The organism is Mycetohabitans sp. B2, from assembly GCF_021733735.1.
Lineage (GTDB): Bacteria > Pseudomonadota > Gammaproteobacteria > Burkholderiales > Burkholderiaceae > Mycetohabitans > Mycetohabitans rhizoxinica.
The window spans coordinates 155,557-171,022 of sequence record NZ_JAHKSP010000049.1; the positions used below are offsets into that span (position 1 = coordinate 155,557).

A 15,466-nucleotide genomic window follows, 5' to 3' on the forward strand; every position below is an offset into this window, starting at 1 on the left:
CGTGATAGGCGCGCGGCGCGCGCAAGGTTGAAAGCGTACCAGTCGAAGTGGTAGAGGACGCTTTGGCACGGCTTCAGGCGATTATTGAGTGAAGAAATACAAGGATCTCGATCTTTGCCCACTGTGCGAGCAGCTTCGCGTAACAGCCACTGCCATGTGCAATTGGCATTTGCTCATTGGACTTTGGCATGAGCAGAGAGTGCATGCAGAAGCCCTGCTGACAGGCTTGGTGAACATAATTTCATCCTAAAAAAACTCTGCACCGCGAATCCGATCGAGTCTCGCCCGGCAACTCGCGGAAGGTCGCGTGACGTCAGGTAGCACAATCCTCGTGCACTCGTCCCTCAGCGCGCTTGGGTGGGTCGCAGGCGCAGTCGTGGCCGTCATCTAAGCGCTGATGGACTGCATCGGGCCTAACGGGACGCTGGTCATACCAACACACACCGCCCATTTGACCGATCCTGCACAATGGGAAGTGCCACCTGTGCCACCTAGCTAGGTCGAGACCCGCAAGCATCAATTCCGCTCTACATGCGTTAGGGCACGGCGTTGCCGGATGGTGCCAACGGCCCGCGCATCGCCGGGATGCTGGACGCGTCATGACATGGTGTCAGCCGTCATATGTCCCTCTATTCAGCCAATGCTCACCCGCTAAGAGGCGCTTCGCTTTTGACGTCTGGACTTCGTTTGGCGCTATTACAGACACAACAGCACGCCTATAACGTAACCGAAGCACGTCATTTTCCTTCGGAAGAGACAACATAGCAACGAGATGACGTGCGGGCTTTCTGCTGCTCATCGCAAACGGTTTTACCTTGAGTAGCAGATTTCAGACAAATTGCCACGAAATCAGGCAGGAGATTTTAAATTGAGACTGACTATCACGTCTAACCAGACCGAATTTGAAGCGCAGAACACGAATACGCAGACTTCGCCGACCCGTGCACCGTCATCGTCTGAGCGCGTGTCTCCTAAGCCGACCCGCTCTTTATCCAAGACAGACGAATTCGATGCGATACGAAATAAGCTTGAAAACAATCCCGACGCCGACGAAGCACTTTCCAGTTTCGCCGCTCGTGCCCGAGGATATTTGGTGCGGGAGAAGAGCGTCAAGGTGCAAAGCCACGGTGCGGGAATCGTCCAGGTTACGATCAAAGGCGGCCCTGGCGGCGTGCGACCGCCAGGGACACCGCTTGCGAAGATCCGAGATATGCTTACCCCGCCTCCAAAAACGCAATCAGAAAAACAGAGCGATAGCGTAGGCGATGGTATTGCGACCTACAATATGCTTATTGTGAAAGGTGGGGCGAAGTCTGGCAAGGTGATCGGGACGAAGGAAGGGGAACCGCCGCAGCCGCCCCAGGCGCTTGCAGCGCAAGCGCCGAAGCGGTCCGCCATCATCAATGGCGGGTATTTTGTGCACAAGTCCGGCCTCAAGATTATGCAAGGTGGTAGTGAAGGAAAAGCAACCAAGAGTGACTATGGCAGGCCGGTGGGCCCGACCGCAACTCGATCCGACCATGTCGACGTCGCTCCACCTTGGCAGAATGACTATGGTCAATTGCTGCAGGACGGTAAAGTCGGCATCACGAGTGGTCCAGTGCTCGCATTGAATGGACAGAGGGCGAGGTTGGAAAACAACGATGGCCGGCTTCAATATCGCAACGCAGAAGGGGAGGATAATCCATTAAACAAATTTGCCGGCGCGCTAACGCATGCCAATGAACGTAACGAGCGGGCCGCGGTGAGCGTGCGCCCCGAATTGTCCGTTGACCCAACCGACGGAACGCACCGATTGTCCGACAAGCCAGGTGACTTGGTAATGCATACGCTGACAACAACAGACGGCAAACGGGATTTGGGTGTGCCAATAAAGGGGAGGCAGCCAGAAGAGGGAGGATGGCAAGAGATCACGGAGATGGGTGCTGATCCAACGGGAAGATATAAAGACGCCGATAAAGGGATTGGTGTTTCCTCGTTTAATTTGGATGGCGGTGGTTCCACTTTTCTCGGTGTTCAAGATGAGAATGGTGTTGTAAAAAAACTTGCCGGCAGTGGACAACCCGGCGAAACTCGACCTGTCGCCAATATCATTTCCGCTCAGCCCACGCTTGATTAAATGCCCCTTGATTTATCGATCAACTTTACGAGGTCGTTACATGCCGCCGATGGCGTGTTTTCTGGGGAAGGGCAGAGTGGTACGGATGTGTTCGAGAGGGTGTAGGCAAGGGCGCTGGTCAAGGCGTGAAAGGTCGGCATGCCCTGCATGCCGACCGTCTTCGGCGGTGGCGATGATTAAGCGGCCGGCCTGTTTGAGAGCGTACACCCGACTCACCTGCCTCACCTGCCAGTGGGCTTGCCTGTCCGCTGGTAGATCCTGCTGGGCTTTATGGTAGACGGCCTAGATGCTGGTGTGCAGCATGATCCTGGTCTGGATCTCGTGCTTCACTGACTGGGGCAACGCGCCGCTGAAGCCCTCAAGATGACGACGCTTCACCAGTTGAAACAAGAGTACGGCATGCTGTCTGTGAACATCTCTGGCAAGACATTGCAGTGTATTACCGCGTCCCCCCTTGTGGGCAAGCACCTCGCGGTGTGTCAGGCTGCATGACGTCAATGACGAACCCCGCTGCGTTACCCGACCTCTCCGATGGCACGACGGTATCTGTTTCGGCGTTGGGATTAACGAAGCATACTGGGTTCAGTCACACTAAATATTATCTGGCTCACTTCTAAGCCAGTTGACATTGGCCTGGAATCGCGCCTGCGCCGGCTCGGAGAACTGGGTGGCCGCCATAAAGCGAGTGATCTCACCCACTGCCATTTCCCATCCGAAGTTGCTTAACTCAGATAACACCCAATCGGCCCGAAGTTGGCTCAGCAAATCCCATAAAGCGGTTTCGCTCGCACCATTCAGTAGGTTCAGACTTTGCCGCCAGGTTCGCTTTGCTTGTACATCGTTTAAAAAAGGGAGGCATTTGAGCAGCCCAAACGCCGCCGGAACACGCTGTGACATAGGCACGCGCGCTAAATGACCCTCAAGCAACGTCAGCTCCTGCGCGCGTTGTTCGCGCGACAGCGCTTCAAGCCCTTCAGGCAAATACCGCAAAGCAATCCCCCACTGCTCGTCAGGCAGCGACAGCGCCCAATCACGCATCTGCGTGTACTGTGCGAACTGCTCCGCTTTCGGCAAAATCTCTACGACCCTCGCTAACATGCCGACCGATGCACCTTGATGAGAGGGCGGCAGTTGTAACGCGTGTCCGCGTAAGAGCGCATACCGCTCAGGCACGCGTGGGTCTGTCTTATTAAAGTAAAGGAGCAAACTGGACAATGCCGGGATGAGCTCCGCTTGTTCGGATACCCTCAACGACGCAAGCCGGGCCAGGAGCGCCTGATAACGCTGCTCGGCAAAAGATGAGCGCAGTGACAAGCACTGCAAACTGTCAGCCAGTTCCGCCCAGATGTTGTCTTGTCCGGGCGCGCGCCGCTGCGCCATCGCGTAAGCGAAGTCGAATAACTCAACGCGCCGGCTCAGAGGAAAATCAAGAAAGGTGCGTAACAGCGCTTTTTGTATTCGCACGCCGTCCTGCGGGATACGCTCTGCAGCTGCAAACACGCACTTGAATGCCTCGACTCGCTCGGCTTCCGGCAACGCTCGCAGACGCTGACTCAGCGCATCAATGGGTTCGATATGCTGCGCTGGATTGCTCAACGCACCGCCCATTTCGTCCAGCAGCTGGTTGACTGACGCCAAGCTGACGGCCTGGTTTGCCCGCTGCCAATAGCGGTGGACGAGGCGCCGGGCCTGCATCGCATGATACGTGCGGCGATCGACTGTGGCGAACGATGTCACGTCTTGAATGGGGACATAGTCACCGATCCGGGCAATCAGCTCGGGCGGCAAGTCATCATACGTTGTCGGTCGAGTGGACGAGGAGCAAGTCAATGCGTCGTCGCAGCGCGGCCGTGGCGGCGTTGACGCGGCAGGTCGTTGACCAGTCTGCCCTGCACAGACGTAGCTGGCAGGATAGTTTAAAGCGGCATTCAAATCAAAGTCCATCGGTAAGCTCAGCGATAAATAAAAAAGGTACCACGCGTAGCGAAGCTGTACAGCAGGCTAGCGAAAAGTAGGTAAAGACGCGCAACGATATGTCGTAAGCGTGAGCTTTTTGGCGGGTAGCATAAGCCGGTGGACAGGCTGCGCGACATCGTAGGAGGTGACGCAAGCGCGCTGAAAAAGAGGCGTATCAACCGGTCAATGCCTCAATCTTAATGGAGCGAGGCATATAAGGTTGTGTTGGCAAGAAGATAGGTCGCCGTGTTGTAGAGGAGAAGACAGCATGGCCAAGTAGATCCTATGTAGCGTGAGAACAGGCAAAGCTTAAGTTGTAAGATTAAGTGAAACAAGGCGAACGCAACGGAGGTTATCATGCGTACAGATCACTTAGCCGGAGTCGATACCGAGAACATAATACTGGCGACGTCACTCGAACTGGCGGGGGCCCAATGGAAAATTGCGCTGCACGACGGACGCAGACAGAGTCAAGCGGTGCACACGGTAAGGGGAGCGCAAGCGGCCATGCGAGTGCAAGCCCTATTGGAGGTGATTGAGCGATACAAGCAGAAATGGTCGCTGCCCCAAGAGGTGCGTGTGGTGGTCAGTTATGAGGCTGGACAGGATGGATTTTGGATCTATAGAGCACTGCGCTTGCGTGGCATGGAGTGTTACGTGATCGATGCGGCCAGTATTCCGGTGGAGCGGCACAGGCGTCGCGCCAAGACGGATCGGCTTGATGCGATCAAGCTGGTCACGAATTTGCGAGCATGGCTGCATGGCGAACGCGACCGCATGCGCGTAGTGCGAGTGCCCTCGCTGCAAGATGAAGCGTCGCGCCAGTTGATTCGTGATCGAGGCCAGTTGCACAAAGAGGTGCTGCAGCACCGCGAGCGTATGCGTAAGTTGTTGATCACGATGGGTTGCTGGGACGGTTTCGATCATAGGACGTTTGCCAAGCGGCTAGCTAGCGGCAAACTGGTTTGTCATGATGGCACGCCGCTGCCCAGCGAGCTGCATGAACGACTGTTACGCGAGACGGCCCGCCTGGCGCTTGCCGAAGAACAACTCGCGGCACTTGAGCGCACACTGCAAGAACGCCTACCGGCACCTGTACGCAAACGCATCGCTTATCTTAGGCACCTCAAAGGTGTAGGCCATATCGGGGCATCGCGCCTGGTGCTTGAGTTGTTCTGGCGCGAGTTTGATAACCGGCGGCAACTGGGCGCCTGCGTAGGCCTGGTCCCGCAGCCCTACGATAGCGGACAGAGCCGGATTGATCAGGGGATCAGCAAGCAGGGAAATAGGCGAGCGCGAACCCAACTCATCGAGATGGCCTGGTGCTGGTTGCGATATCAGCCTAGCAGTGCGCTGGCGCAGTGGTTCAACAAGCGCACGCAGGGCACCGAAGCCAATCGCCGTGCGCGGCGCATTGCGATTGTCGCGTTTGCCAGGCGGCTAGTGATTGCATTATGGCGCTACCTAAAAGACGGCGTGATTCCACAAAGCGCTCAGTTGAAAGGGGCATGAGTAGGCATGGCTCATAGCTGTAGGGTCAACGTCTATTGGAGGGGCTGAACTGAGATATGCCCGTAGGACCGACGGGTTGCTGAACGTAACCGATCATTAGATGGGGCATATCCATCGGACCAGGATGTCCGACTTAGCGCGCATACAGGATGAGGCCGGCCAAATCCGGCGGATAGAAGTGGGTGAGAGGTGAATGTCTCACGTGCGCATAATCGGCTCGACCCCACCCGAACGAGCGTTGATATTGCTTGGCTGAAATTTGAGGTATCTGCTTATGGATTGTTTCTTTGCACAAATTCTTGACAACTTTCTACTCATAGAAGTCGGCCCTGAATAAACCGCAGACGCTGGTGCAGTAAGGCTCTGAGGCCAGAATGGTGTTGTGGGATTTGCAAGAGGCAGACATATTAATGCGAGATTCTTGCAAATTTCGACGAGGTTCGGATGGGTCCGAAGACGCCGGTGCCAGAGGGAGATTTGTTTCGCCAACCGCTGCGCGAGCAGATCAACTTGAAGCATCCGTTGGTTCGTCTGGCTGATCTAATTGACTGGGACCGATTGAACACAGCGATGAGCGCGAGCTTCGTGTCGCAGCGCGGCCGGCCGGCAACGTCGCCGCGTTTGATCGCGGGGTTGCTGTATTTGCAGCACGCCTTCGACCTGTCGGACGAGGATGTGCTCTGGCAATGGCTCGAGAACCCGTATTGGGTGCGCCGGGAGACCGGCAAGGTGTAGGTGGTGAGAGTCCACTACGATGAAGGCATAGCGAGCCACATCGCCCCCGAGCCGTGCGCGGGCATCCGTGAGGAGGTCAGCGAAGCGTCGGCAGGGGAGCGTGCAGGCCAGCCATGGAGCCACGAAATGGCTGATATCCCGGATGCCGACGCGCTCCAGTACGTGGAAGGCAATATGAGCGGGCGCGACATCGCGAGTGCCTGCCGATCCGGCGTGGTCGTAGAACTGGCATACACGCAAGCGCCTTGCACGGGAGGCGGGAGATCTCACGTCTGACCTGGCTTTGTAGCGGTATTGGCCAGGCCCGCGTCGGGAAGGCGAGGAGCCGAAGCCGATGATGCACGGACGTGAGAAGTCAGACTCCGCCGTAGTAGCGAAGAAACCTGCGAACAAGGTCGGGAAACCGGCTGCGCAGTGGGTGGAGCCAAGGGCGGGGACCGAGGGGAACGCGAACCAGAATCACACGTGCCGGGCACAGAACCGGGCAAGCGTGTCACAGGGACTGGATCGCGTACGGCAGTTGGCGAGACAGCATAAGAAGATGCGTTTCACGACGTTGCTGCACCACGTCACCGTCGAGCGGCTGAGCGCTGCATTGTATGCGCTCAAACGTAAGGCGACACCGGGAGTCGATGGTGTGACGTGGCAAAGCTATGAAGTGGGACTGGGGAGCAATCTCCGGGACCTGCACAGGCGGGTTCATACAGGGAGCTACCGTGCCCTGCCAGTGCTGCGACGTTATATACCCAAGGCAGACGCTGGTCTCAGGCCCTTGGGTGTCGCCGCGCTGGAAGACAAGCTTGTGCAGAGCGTAATGGTTGAGGTTCTAAACGCCATTTACGAGGAAGACTTCCTCGGCTTCTCGTATGGATTTCGTCCGGGTCGTAACCAGCATGATGCACTCGATGCATTGGCTGCAGCGATTCAGTGGCGACCGGTGAACTGGATTCTGGATGCCGACATTCGAAGCTTTTTCGACACCGTCAACAGGCAATGGTTGATCCGTTTCGTGAAGCACCGGGTGGCGGACCCGAGAGTCATTCGCCTGATCGGCAAATGGCTCGATGCTGGGGTGCTGGACAATGGCCGGTTGATGTCGGTACAGGCCGGTACGCCCCAGGGTTCGGTGATCTGCCCATTACTTGCCAATATCTATCTGCACTATGTCTTTGATTTGTGGATAGAACGGTGGCGGCGTCAGCGAGCCCGTGGCACGGTGGTGGTGTCGCGATATGCGGACGATACGGTGGTGGGCTGCCAGCACGAAGCAGATGCGCTGCGGCTGATGAAGGAGCTGCGGCAACGCATGGAGGAGTTCGACCTCACGCTGCATCCGGAGAAGACCCGTGTGCTGGAATTTGGTCGGTATGCCGCCGAGCGGCGAAGGCGTAAGGGCATGGGCAAGCCGCAGACGTTTGCTTATCTGGGTTTCACTCATATCAGTGGGACGTCACGCAACGGCAGCTTCCAGCTCAAGCGCAAGAGCCGTAAGGACCGGCTGCGCGCCAAGCTTAAGCAGGTCAAGGAGCAAATGCGCCTGCGAATGCATGAGCCGATCGCCTCACAAGGGCGCTGGCTGGCGCAGATCGTTCGGGGCTACTTTGCATACCATGCCGTTCCGACCAATATCCGGGCGTTGCGTGCGTTCAGGCACGGCATGATGAACATCTGGCGGCGCACGCTCCGGCGGCGCAGTCAGAAGGACACGATGACGTGGCAGCGTATTGAGCGTCTGGCAGACGCGTGGTTACCTCAACCGCAGATTCTTCATGCCTGGCCAGATCGCCGATTTGCCGTCAATCACCCGAGGTGGGAGCCGAATGCCAGAATTGGGCACGTTCGGATCTAAGCGGGGGGTATCGGGTAACGGGTATTCCTACCGCAATCAAGTTTTTACGGGTGAGACGTACTTGCAGACCAAGCCGCCGATCGATGCGTCGAGCCTGACGCGCTGGCGCAAGCGGCTAGGCGAAGCCGGCGTTGAAGAACTGTTGGCCGAGACAATCGAAGCGGCTAAGCGGGCAAACGTCATCAAGACTTCGAGCCTGAAGCGGGTGATCGTCGATACGACGGTGATGGAAAAGGCGATTGCGCATCCCACCGACTCGCGTCTGCTCGAGCGTTGCCGGGAACATCTGGTGAAAGCTGCCGCCCGGCACAGGCTGAAGCTGCAGCAAAACACCAATCGCGAGGCCCCGCGCCTGGCAAGTCAGGTAGGCCGCTATGCGCATGCGAAGCAGTACAAGCGGATGAACAAAGCGCTGCGCAGTTTGCGTTCTCGAGTGGGGCGCGTGATGCGCGATCTGGAGCGGCAACTCAATGGTGTTGCTCAGCAAAGTCGCTCAGCGTTGGACGAGCTGATCAGCTGCACGAAGCGGATTCTCACGCAGAAGCAGAAGGACAAAAACAAGTTGTATGCGCTGCATGCGCCGCAAGTCGAGTGTTTGGCCAAAGTGCGACGTGAAGTCGCAAACATCATTGTCTCGCCCGCCCACAAGGTTGGTGACGAGACCGGCCGTTCCGTCGGCCGTAGCCTACCTGTGCATGCGTTGCCGGCAACAGCGACGTGTGAAGCCACGGGGACAACGTGTCGGGCCTTCTGGCCGCGTCGCCTTCCGCGAGGAAGAGACGTCATCTGCGAGCATCAATGCGGATGGGATCCCAGGCTGAGTGGCATGGTCAACAGATGTGAACTGCCGCAGGCATCGTTAGGCACGACAAGCCAAAGATGCTGACAGGCTTGAACCAAAACGGTAAGTGGTCGGCTGCTCCTCCTTTTGCTACGGAGCACACGGACAGGAAGACCACCGGTGTACAGGCAGGACCTACTCCACTCGTTGTGATGTTTGTGGAACACGGTAAGCCCGACGTGCCGCCGGCGAAGGCAGGCCAACCGCAAGGAAGGCTGATGGCACAGCGGGTAGAGGAACGCGGAAAAAGCGAAGGCCGCTCGGTAACCGAGTGGATACGGGTTGCAATATCACCCGGCGTGAAAGCGAGCCCACTTCCGCAAGGTCGTCCATGGCAAGAGAACTTGAGAATCCGCGATAAGGAGGAAGGCAGATGACGGAGCCAGCGCAGACGGTGAAAGCCGTGGCGGGCACTGGTGCGCCTCCAGCCTATGGGCAAGCGTGGAACCAGATTAACTGGGACAACGTAACCGCCAAGGTCACGCGGCTGCAAGTGCGTATTGCCAAGGCAACACGGGACGGTAGATGGAACAAGGTTCAGGCCTTGCAACATCTGCTGACCCACTCGTTTCACGGCAAGCTTCTCGCCGTGAAACGAGTGACGCAGAACGCAGGCAAGAGAACGGCAGGTGTCGACGGCAGGATCTGGGCGACGCCGATGTCCAAGTTGAAAGCGGCACAGTCACTGACGCACAGGGGCTACCAAGCGTTACCGCTACGGCGCGTGTATATCCCGAAGAGTAATGGAAAGGAACGCGCACTCGGCATTCCGACCATGCGCGATCGGGCGATGCAGGCACTGTGGCTCACGGCATTGCTGCCCATCGCAGAAACGACAGCTGATCCAAACTCCTACGGCTTCCGGCCGAAACGCTCGACGGCTGACGCCGTGGAGCAATGTTTTAAAGCACTCGCCAAGCGCAACTCTGCCCAGTGGGTGCTGGAGGGCGACATCCGTGGATGTTTCGACAACTTCAGTCACGACTGGCTGCTGGCGAATATCCCGATGAATAAGGCTGTTCTGCGCAAGTGGCTGCAAGCAGGATTCGTGGACAAAGGTGTGCTGTTCCCCACTGATGCAGGAACGCCGCAAGGCGCAATCGCGTCGCCGGTGCTGGCTAACATGGCACTGGACGGGCTGGAAGAGGCGGTGCGCTCAGTCCTTGGGCCGAGCAAGACCGCTCGTCAACCAGCCAAGGCACACGTCGTGCGCTATGCGGACGACTTCATCGCGACCGGCGCGAGCCGGGAGTTGCTCGAAAAGCAGGTCAAGCCTGCCATCGAAGCATTTCTCTCGGCTCGGGGCTTGCAACTCGCTTCTGAGAAAACGCTGGTCACGCATATTGCACGAGGGTTCGACTTGCTCGGGCAAAACGTGCGCAAATACGGGGACAAGCTGCTGATCAAGCCTGCACGCAAAAGCGTGCAAGCGCTGTTGAACAAGGTTAGCGAAGTGCTGGGAAAGAATAAGGCTGCCACCCAGTCGCAGGTGATCATGCAACTGAACCCGATTCTTCGGGGTTGGGCGATGTATCACAGGCATGTCGTGGCGGCGGCGACCTTTGCCCGGATCGATCATCTCGTGTGGACGAAGCTGTGGAGGTGGGCCAAACGCCGACATCCACGCAAGAACGCTCTTTGGATCAAAAGGCGTTACTTCGAACGTCGCGGCCTAAGGGACTGGATCTTTGCATGTCATGTGCAGCCACTGGATCTGGCCTTCCGGCCAACGCTATTTCGGTTGACCGGAGTCACCATTACACGCCACACAAAGGTTCGCAGCGATGCCAACCCGTTCGACCCAGCATGGATGCCTTACTTCCAACGCCGCGCAAATGGCTGCTGACAACGTTGTGAATCGCCCGGTCCGATCACGGGCTGCAGGACGGCTTGAGCCGTGTGCTGGGAAACTCGCATGCACGGTTCTTAGGGGAGCGCGCGCCGGCAACGGCGCGTGCTTACCCGACGGCAAACCACGCAAGCCGTACGAATTTGACGTGAAGGTGTCGATCACGACCACGCACAAGGAGGGTTGGGTAGTCGGCGCTCGTTCGATGCCAGGCAATCCCTACGATGGGCACACGCTGGCCCAAGCGTTGGAACAAGCGGCGATCCTGAGCGAGGTGCAACCGCAGATTGCTATTGTGGACCGCGGCTACAAAGGCGTAGCGATCGACGGCGTGAAAGTCTATCACCCGGGCTTGCGTCGTGGCATCACACGCGGCTTGCGGGCAATGATCCGGCGGCGCAGTGCAATCGAGCCGGTCATTGGCCATATGAAAGCAGACGGCAAGCTCGATCGCAACTGGCTTAAAGGGGCACTAGGCGATGCCATCCATGCAGTGCTGTGCGGCGCCGGCCACAACCTGCGGATGATTCTCAGGAAGCTGCGGCTTTTTTACACTCTGATCCGGGTTGTTCTGCTCAATCGCCAGGCTTACATGGTGTCGGCAGCATGAACTTACCGCAGAGCAAAGTTAATTGTTCAGAATGGACTACCTTTAGGCGTGTCGCCTGCCCTTGAGCGCGGCGGCGCCCGACACGATCAGCGTGTACAACATCGACCGGGAAGAAGTGCGGTTGTGAATCAGCGTCAATTGATGAACCCTTGCATTGCGGTGATGACACATATAAACTAGTTATATGTCTAGTCATTATGGATCCGCCATGCATGCTTGGCCTGTACAAGACGCGAAAGCCCGTTTCAGCGAGCTACTTGACGCCTGTGTCAGTGAGGGGCCACAGCTGGTGACCCGTCGCGGCGCAGAAACAGCCGTGCTGGTGCCTATCACGGAGTGGAAACGGCTCAACGCCGCCGCACGCCCCTCGCTGAAAGCCTTGCTGCTGTCCAATTTCAGTCGTGGTGACCTTGATTTGCCACAACGTGGACGGGCGCAGCGTCGCACCGCTCTTGCTCTATAAAACCACCGTGTTTCTTTTAGATACGAATATTGTTTCTGAGCTTCGCAAGCTTCGCCCGCATGGGGCAGTCGTGTCATGGCTCGAAAGCGTTCCCGACCACGAGCTTTATCTGTCCGCCGTGACACTCGGTGAAATCCAAGCAGGCATCGAAATCACGCGCGAGCAAGACGCCGACAAGGCATCGACGATAGAAGCGTGGGCCGATCAAGTCAGCGCGACCTACAATGTCTTGCCCATGGATGCTGCGACCTTCCGGCTCTGGTCGAAGCTGATGCATCGTCAGTCGAACACAGTCTATGAAGACGCCATGATCGCGGCTAGCGCGCTGATGCACAAGCTTATCGTCGCCACGAGAAACGTTCGCGACTTTGAACGCTTTGACGTACCGGTGTTCAACCCATTCGGGAAATGAGTCTACCTACATCTTGATTTATCGAATTTCCAGAAAGGCCGTGGAAATGCTGGGCTTCAAGCACGTGGCGCAGAATACGCCTAAAATATAGTTCCAGCGCGTGCTCGAGCATGCTGCACGTCGCCTCCCTTTGAACGTAGCGACATCCGACACGATCAGCGCTTTTCTGGCCAACCGGTCCTTCAAGGTCAAATGCGCGCGCTCGACACGCCTCTTGGCCGAACTGCTGTTCGCGCAGAACGTATCGATGTTAGGCTCGTACATCGCGCGGCCAAACGGCGTCACGACTGCCTGTTTTACCCAGCGTAACGTTGCGGAAGACGCTTGCTTTGTCGCTGTAGAACGCACTCGGCTTACCGTAGCGCTCGATATACGTCCGTGTCGCCTCGAAATTCCCGAAGGCTATCGATTAGCATTGCCGGAAACTGATCGGCCAGCATTGCGATCGCCGCTTGAGCGGCCTGGATTGATAGGCGTCGCCCTTGTGGCAAAACGACGCCAAATTCATAGAGCAATCCTCTCAATTGATTGACTTGCATGACGCGCATCCGGACCAGTTGCTGACGCATTTGATGTAGCGCCAACATCGCCTGTTAGTCCGCCGATTTGACGGCAATAAAGCGCATGGCTTGTCGCCGCAGGGCGAAGCGACGGCACTGGCCGCCGAGACGCCGCCATCGCGCAGAAATAATAAAGGTTTTGATTACGCACGAATAGTGTCAGCTATGCTGTTCAAACTGCCCATATCGCCGCACGCCAAATTGTTTATAGAAACGGCTGCTACGCGATGCAAATGGCGAACTAGCCGCCATGATGAATGCTGTGCCGCAGCTACAAGGCGTTAAGTTAGCGCAGAGTTGACAAGGACAGCAGTGCGACGTAATTATTTTAAATTAATGAGCATGATAAACGCCAGCCGTAAGCAATGGGGCATGCAGTTCAAGCTGCGTCCCGGTGAAGGCCGACCGTTGCTTTGGAGTGCGCTAGGTCTTTTCTGGTTATCGTTAGCATATTATCTAATCCGGCCTATCCGTGACACGATGGGTGCCGTGAGCGGCGTGCAAAAACTGACGTGGTTATTCAGTGCAACATTGTTGTGTATGTTGCTTATTTCATTTTTATTTTCAAAATTATTAAACCGAATTTCTTTGCGACGTGCAGTTTCGATCAGTTATCGAGTTTGCATCGCGATCCTTATAATGTTTGCGATATTAATGCGATCCAATGCGCCAGAACAAGCGTTTTGGATAGGAGATGTGTTTTTTGTTTGGGTTTCTGCCTATAGCGTTTTTTCGATGACCATGTATTGGATGATGACCATCGACAAGTTCAGCAAAGAGCAAGGCGAGCGACTTTTTGGGATAGTGTCAGCCGGCGCGAATTTGGGTGCGCTGGCAGGTTCAGGTATGAGTACTGCCCTGTCAGGTCTGCTTGGTCTAGGGTGGACACTGGCAATTGCAGCAATTTTGCTCGAATTAGCGGCTCGCAGTACGTTGCAGCTTACATCAACGTCAACGGAACTAGATAAGAAGCATAGGAGGATAGCTTATCAGGGTAAAAGGACGCACGCCGGCAGCATGACGAGCGGAGTCCAACAAAAAGGTAATATAAATTTAAACGGCCTTGCAAAATTATTTCATATTACTCCAGCTCTACGAGCTTCCCACGTCGCGAGCCTGTGCGTCTATGTTGTTCTCTTGTCGCTAACGTCAACAGCATTGTATTTTCATCAAGCTATACTGATACAAGGCCTAGATATTGATAATAAAGAACGCATTAGACTATTTTCATTAATCGATCTCGCTGTCAACGCTGTCACAATCGTAATCCAATTATTCTTAACTAGTCGCGTAATTCGTTCTCTTGGGGTTCCAATTGCTCTTGCGATGGCCCCAGTAACAAGCGCCATAGGTTTTAGCATGCTTGCATGGAAGCAGACAGTCGAAATCCTCATTGCATTTAGAGTAATTTCTCGAATCGTCAATTTTTCAATTACCAAACCCGTTCAGGAAACGCTATTTGCAGCCATAGACGAAAAAATAAGATATAAAATCAAGAGTTTTATCGATACAGTAGCTTATCGCTCAGGCGACCAATTGGGCGCTTGGACCTATGCCGGCATGGGGATGCTGGGCTTATCTATCAGCGCAATTTCTTTTGCGATGGTACCATTATCCATATTTTGGCTGCTTAATGGAGTCCGGTTAGGGCGTCAATATGCAAGACTGGCAGCGGCACAATCCGATCCTGATTCCTCATCATGACATTTACCCAGTCTTGCCGGGTTGGCTTTAAAGTTACTATAATTCTGGGGCTGGCGTTACCAACTGGCAGTTCGGCCTTGACCTGCGCGAGGTGATGGCCCCCTTCCTCCAGATGCCGGCAGGTTTCCTGCGTGCGGGCGCCAGTCGCCGCATGGGCCTCGCGTTCGGTCGTCAGCGCCTCGGGCAAGTCCGGATGGTCGATTCTTATTCGCGTGCGCTCGCGCAGGTCCTGCCAGAAGGGGAAGTAAGCGGGGTCCGGCGGCGGGCTTGGCTTACCCGAGCAGCGTGCCTGGGCGCGTCGTTGCGGCTTGGCGAAGGCGGGTTGGAGGTGGCACTGGCGTACGACATCTTAGATGAGATGGTCCGGGTTCTACCGCGGTTGCCTAGAGTAGGCATGACACCGGTGCAAATTCGCGATCTAGCCGACAGTTTTATGTTATTGGCCAATGTAGTCGAAATCGGCTGGTGATGCGAGTACTAGAATGTACGACCTGTACCTTGCGGTCCGTGTTCGCGTAGTCGTTCGACCAGACGACGGATTTGTCGGCTCGCTAACTCGAGTCGTTGCGCCGCGCGCCACGGCTTGAGTTTGCCGTCCACCACATCCTGAATAACCCTAAATTAGTCTAGCTCACGCATCGTCATGGTTATCCGCTCTGTCGTTGCCATCAAAGCCTCCGGCACTGGGTTTCCAGCCGCCGGTTAGCTTACGATGAACCGAAAAGCGGACATTTGAACTTAGCCAAAAGCGGACATAATGAAATGGCCAGCCCTGACCTGCCCCCGGCAAACAGTGCCGGCCGGAGTTTAGTAAAGTTCGTTTTCGGAGAAGAAGACGAACATGAAGAAGCGCTTT

The 15,466-nt window shown here is 56.1% G+C and carries 12 protein-coding genes and 6 pseudogenes; 15 read left to right on the forward strand and 3 right to left on the reverse strand.

Annotation, left to right across the window (positions count from 1 at the left end; all coding sequences use genetic code 11):
- Positions 1-8: 8 nt before the first annotated feature.
- The 4 genes and pseudogenes from KPG66_RS17770 to KPG66_RS17595 form a co-directional block, all read left to right on the forward strand.
- Positions 9-92 (forward strand): annotated as a pseudogene (locus tag KPG66_RS17770) (type II toxin-antitoxin system ChpB family toxin); the annotation flags it as partial.
- A gap of 305 nt (positions 93-397) precedes the next feature.
- On the forward strand, positions 398-499 hold the full coding sequence (locus KPG66_RS18050; protein WP_232509404.1) for an AAC(3) family N-acetyltransferase: 102 nt from the start codon (positions 398-400) through the stop codon (positions 497-499).
- A gap of 369 nt (positions 500-868) precedes the next feature.
- The gene (locus tag KPG66_RS12900) at positions 869-2,119 is read left to right on the forward strand and encodes a phosphodiester glycosidase family protein (RefSeq protein ID WP_237071101.1); all 1,251 of its coding nucleotides are present in this window, start codon (positions 869-871) and stop codon (positions 2,117-2,119) included.
- Positions 2,120-2,482: 363 nt separating this feature from the next.
- Complete coding sequence (locus KPG66_RS17595) at positions 2,483-2,611, forward strand: hypothetical protein (protein ID WP_255743530.1); 129 nt, start codon at positions 2,483-2,485, stop codon at positions 2,609-2,611.
- A gap of 99 nt (positions 2,612-2,710) precedes the next feature.
- Here the strand turns inward: KPG66_RS17595 and KPG66_RS12905 are convergent, their stop codons facing one another.
- Positions 2,711-4,063 (reverse strand): hypothetical protein, encoded by a 1,353-nt coding sequence (locus KPG66_RS12905; RefSeq protein WP_237071102.1) that lies wholly within the window; start codon positions 4,061-4,063, stop codon positions 2,711-2,713.
- Between the two features lie 369 nt (positions 4,064-4,432).
- On the opposite strand from KPG66_RS12905, the gene KPG66_RS12910 reads away from it, so the two are divergent.
- From KPG66_RS12910 to KPG66_RS12950, 9 genes and pseudogenes are all read left to right on the forward strand, one after another.
- Positions 4,433-5,587, forward strand: a complete 1,155-nt coding sequence (locus tag KPG66_RS12910; protein WP_237071103.1) for an IS110 family transposase — start codon at positions 4,433-4,435, stop codon at positions 5,585-5,587.
- A 444-nt stretch (positions 5,588-6,031) separates the two neighbouring features.
- Positions 6,032-6,295 (forward strand): annotated as a pseudogene (locus KPG66_RS12915) (transposase); the annotation flags it as partial.
- Between the two features lie 30 nt (positions 6,296-6,325).
- Positions 6,326-6,598 (forward strand): hypothetical protein, encoded by a 273-nt coding sequence (locus KPG66_RS12920; RefSeq protein ID WP_232509402.1) that lies wholly within the window; start codon positions 6,326-6,328, stop codon positions 6,596-6,598.
- 58 nt (positions 6,599-6,656) lie between these two features.
- Positions 6,657-8,171, forward strand: a complete 1,515-nt coding sequence (gene ltrA / locus KPG66_RS12925) for a group II intron reverse transcriptase/maturase (RefSeq protein ID WP_013428637.1) — start codon at positions 6,657-6,659, stop codon at positions 8,169-8,171.
- Positions 8,172-8,208: 37 nt separating this feature from the next.
- Positions 8,209-8,776, forward strand: a pseudogene (locus tag KPG66_RS12930) (IS5/IS1182 family transposase); the annotation flags it as partial.
- A 609-nt stretch (positions 8,777-9,385) separates the two neighbouring features.
- A complete protein-coding gene (ltrA, locus tag KPG66_RS12935; RefSeq protein ID WP_013428635.1) occupies positions 9,386-10,858 on the forward strand; it encodes a group II intron reverse transcriptase/maturase in 1,473 nt (490 codons plus the stop codon).
- Between the two features lie 109 nt (positions 10,859-10,967).
- Positions 10,968-11,471, forward strand: a pseudogene (locus KPG66_RS12940) (IS5/IS1182 family transposase); the annotation flags it as partial.
- A gap of 208 nt (positions 11,472-11,679) precedes the next feature.
- Positions 11,680-11,934 carry a type II toxin-antitoxin system Phd/YefM family antitoxin gene (locus KPG66_RS12945; RefSeq protein ID WP_083813541.1) on the forward strand — a complete coding sequence of 85 codons (255 nt, stop codon included), beginning with the start codon at positions 11,680-11,682 and terminating at the stop codon, positions 11,932-11,934.
- Positions 11,935-11,941: 7 nt separating this feature from the next.
- Entirely contained in the window at positions 11,942-12,346 is a 405-nt protein-coding gene (locus tag KPG66_RS12950; protein ID WP_041755002.1) for a type II toxin-antitoxin system VapC family toxin, read from the forward strand.
- A 162-nt stretch (positions 12,347-12,508) separates the two neighbouring features.
- Here the strand turns inward: KPG66_RS12950 and KPG66_RS12955 are convergent.
- Both KPG66_RS12955 and KPG66_RS18055 read right to left on the reverse strand, forming a co-directional pair.
- Positions 12,509-12,746 (reverse strand): annotated as a pseudogene (locus KPG66_RS12955) (ISNCY family transposase); the annotation flags it as partial.
- Between the two features lie 90 nt (positions 12,747-12,836).
- A pseudogene (locus tag KPG66_RS18055) lies at positions 12,837-12,939 on the reverse strand (IS110 family transposase); the annotation flags it as partial.
- A gap of 279 nt (positions 12,940-13,218) precedes the next feature.
- On the opposite strand from KPG66_RS18055, the gene KPG66_RS12965 reads away from it, so the two are divergent.
- Positions 13,219-14,610, forward strand: coding sequence for an NTP/NDP exchange transporter (locus KPG66_RS12965; protein ID WP_157864534.1), 1,392 nt, complete (start codon positions 13,219-13,221; stop codon positions 14,608-14,610).
- 94 nt (positions 14,611-14,704) lie between these two features.
- Entirely contained in the window at positions 14,705-15,079 is a 375-nt protein-coding gene (locus KPG66_RS12970; RefSeq protein ID WP_013428626.1) for a hypothetical protein, read from the forward strand.
- Positions 15,080-15,466: the final 387 nt, after the last annotated feature.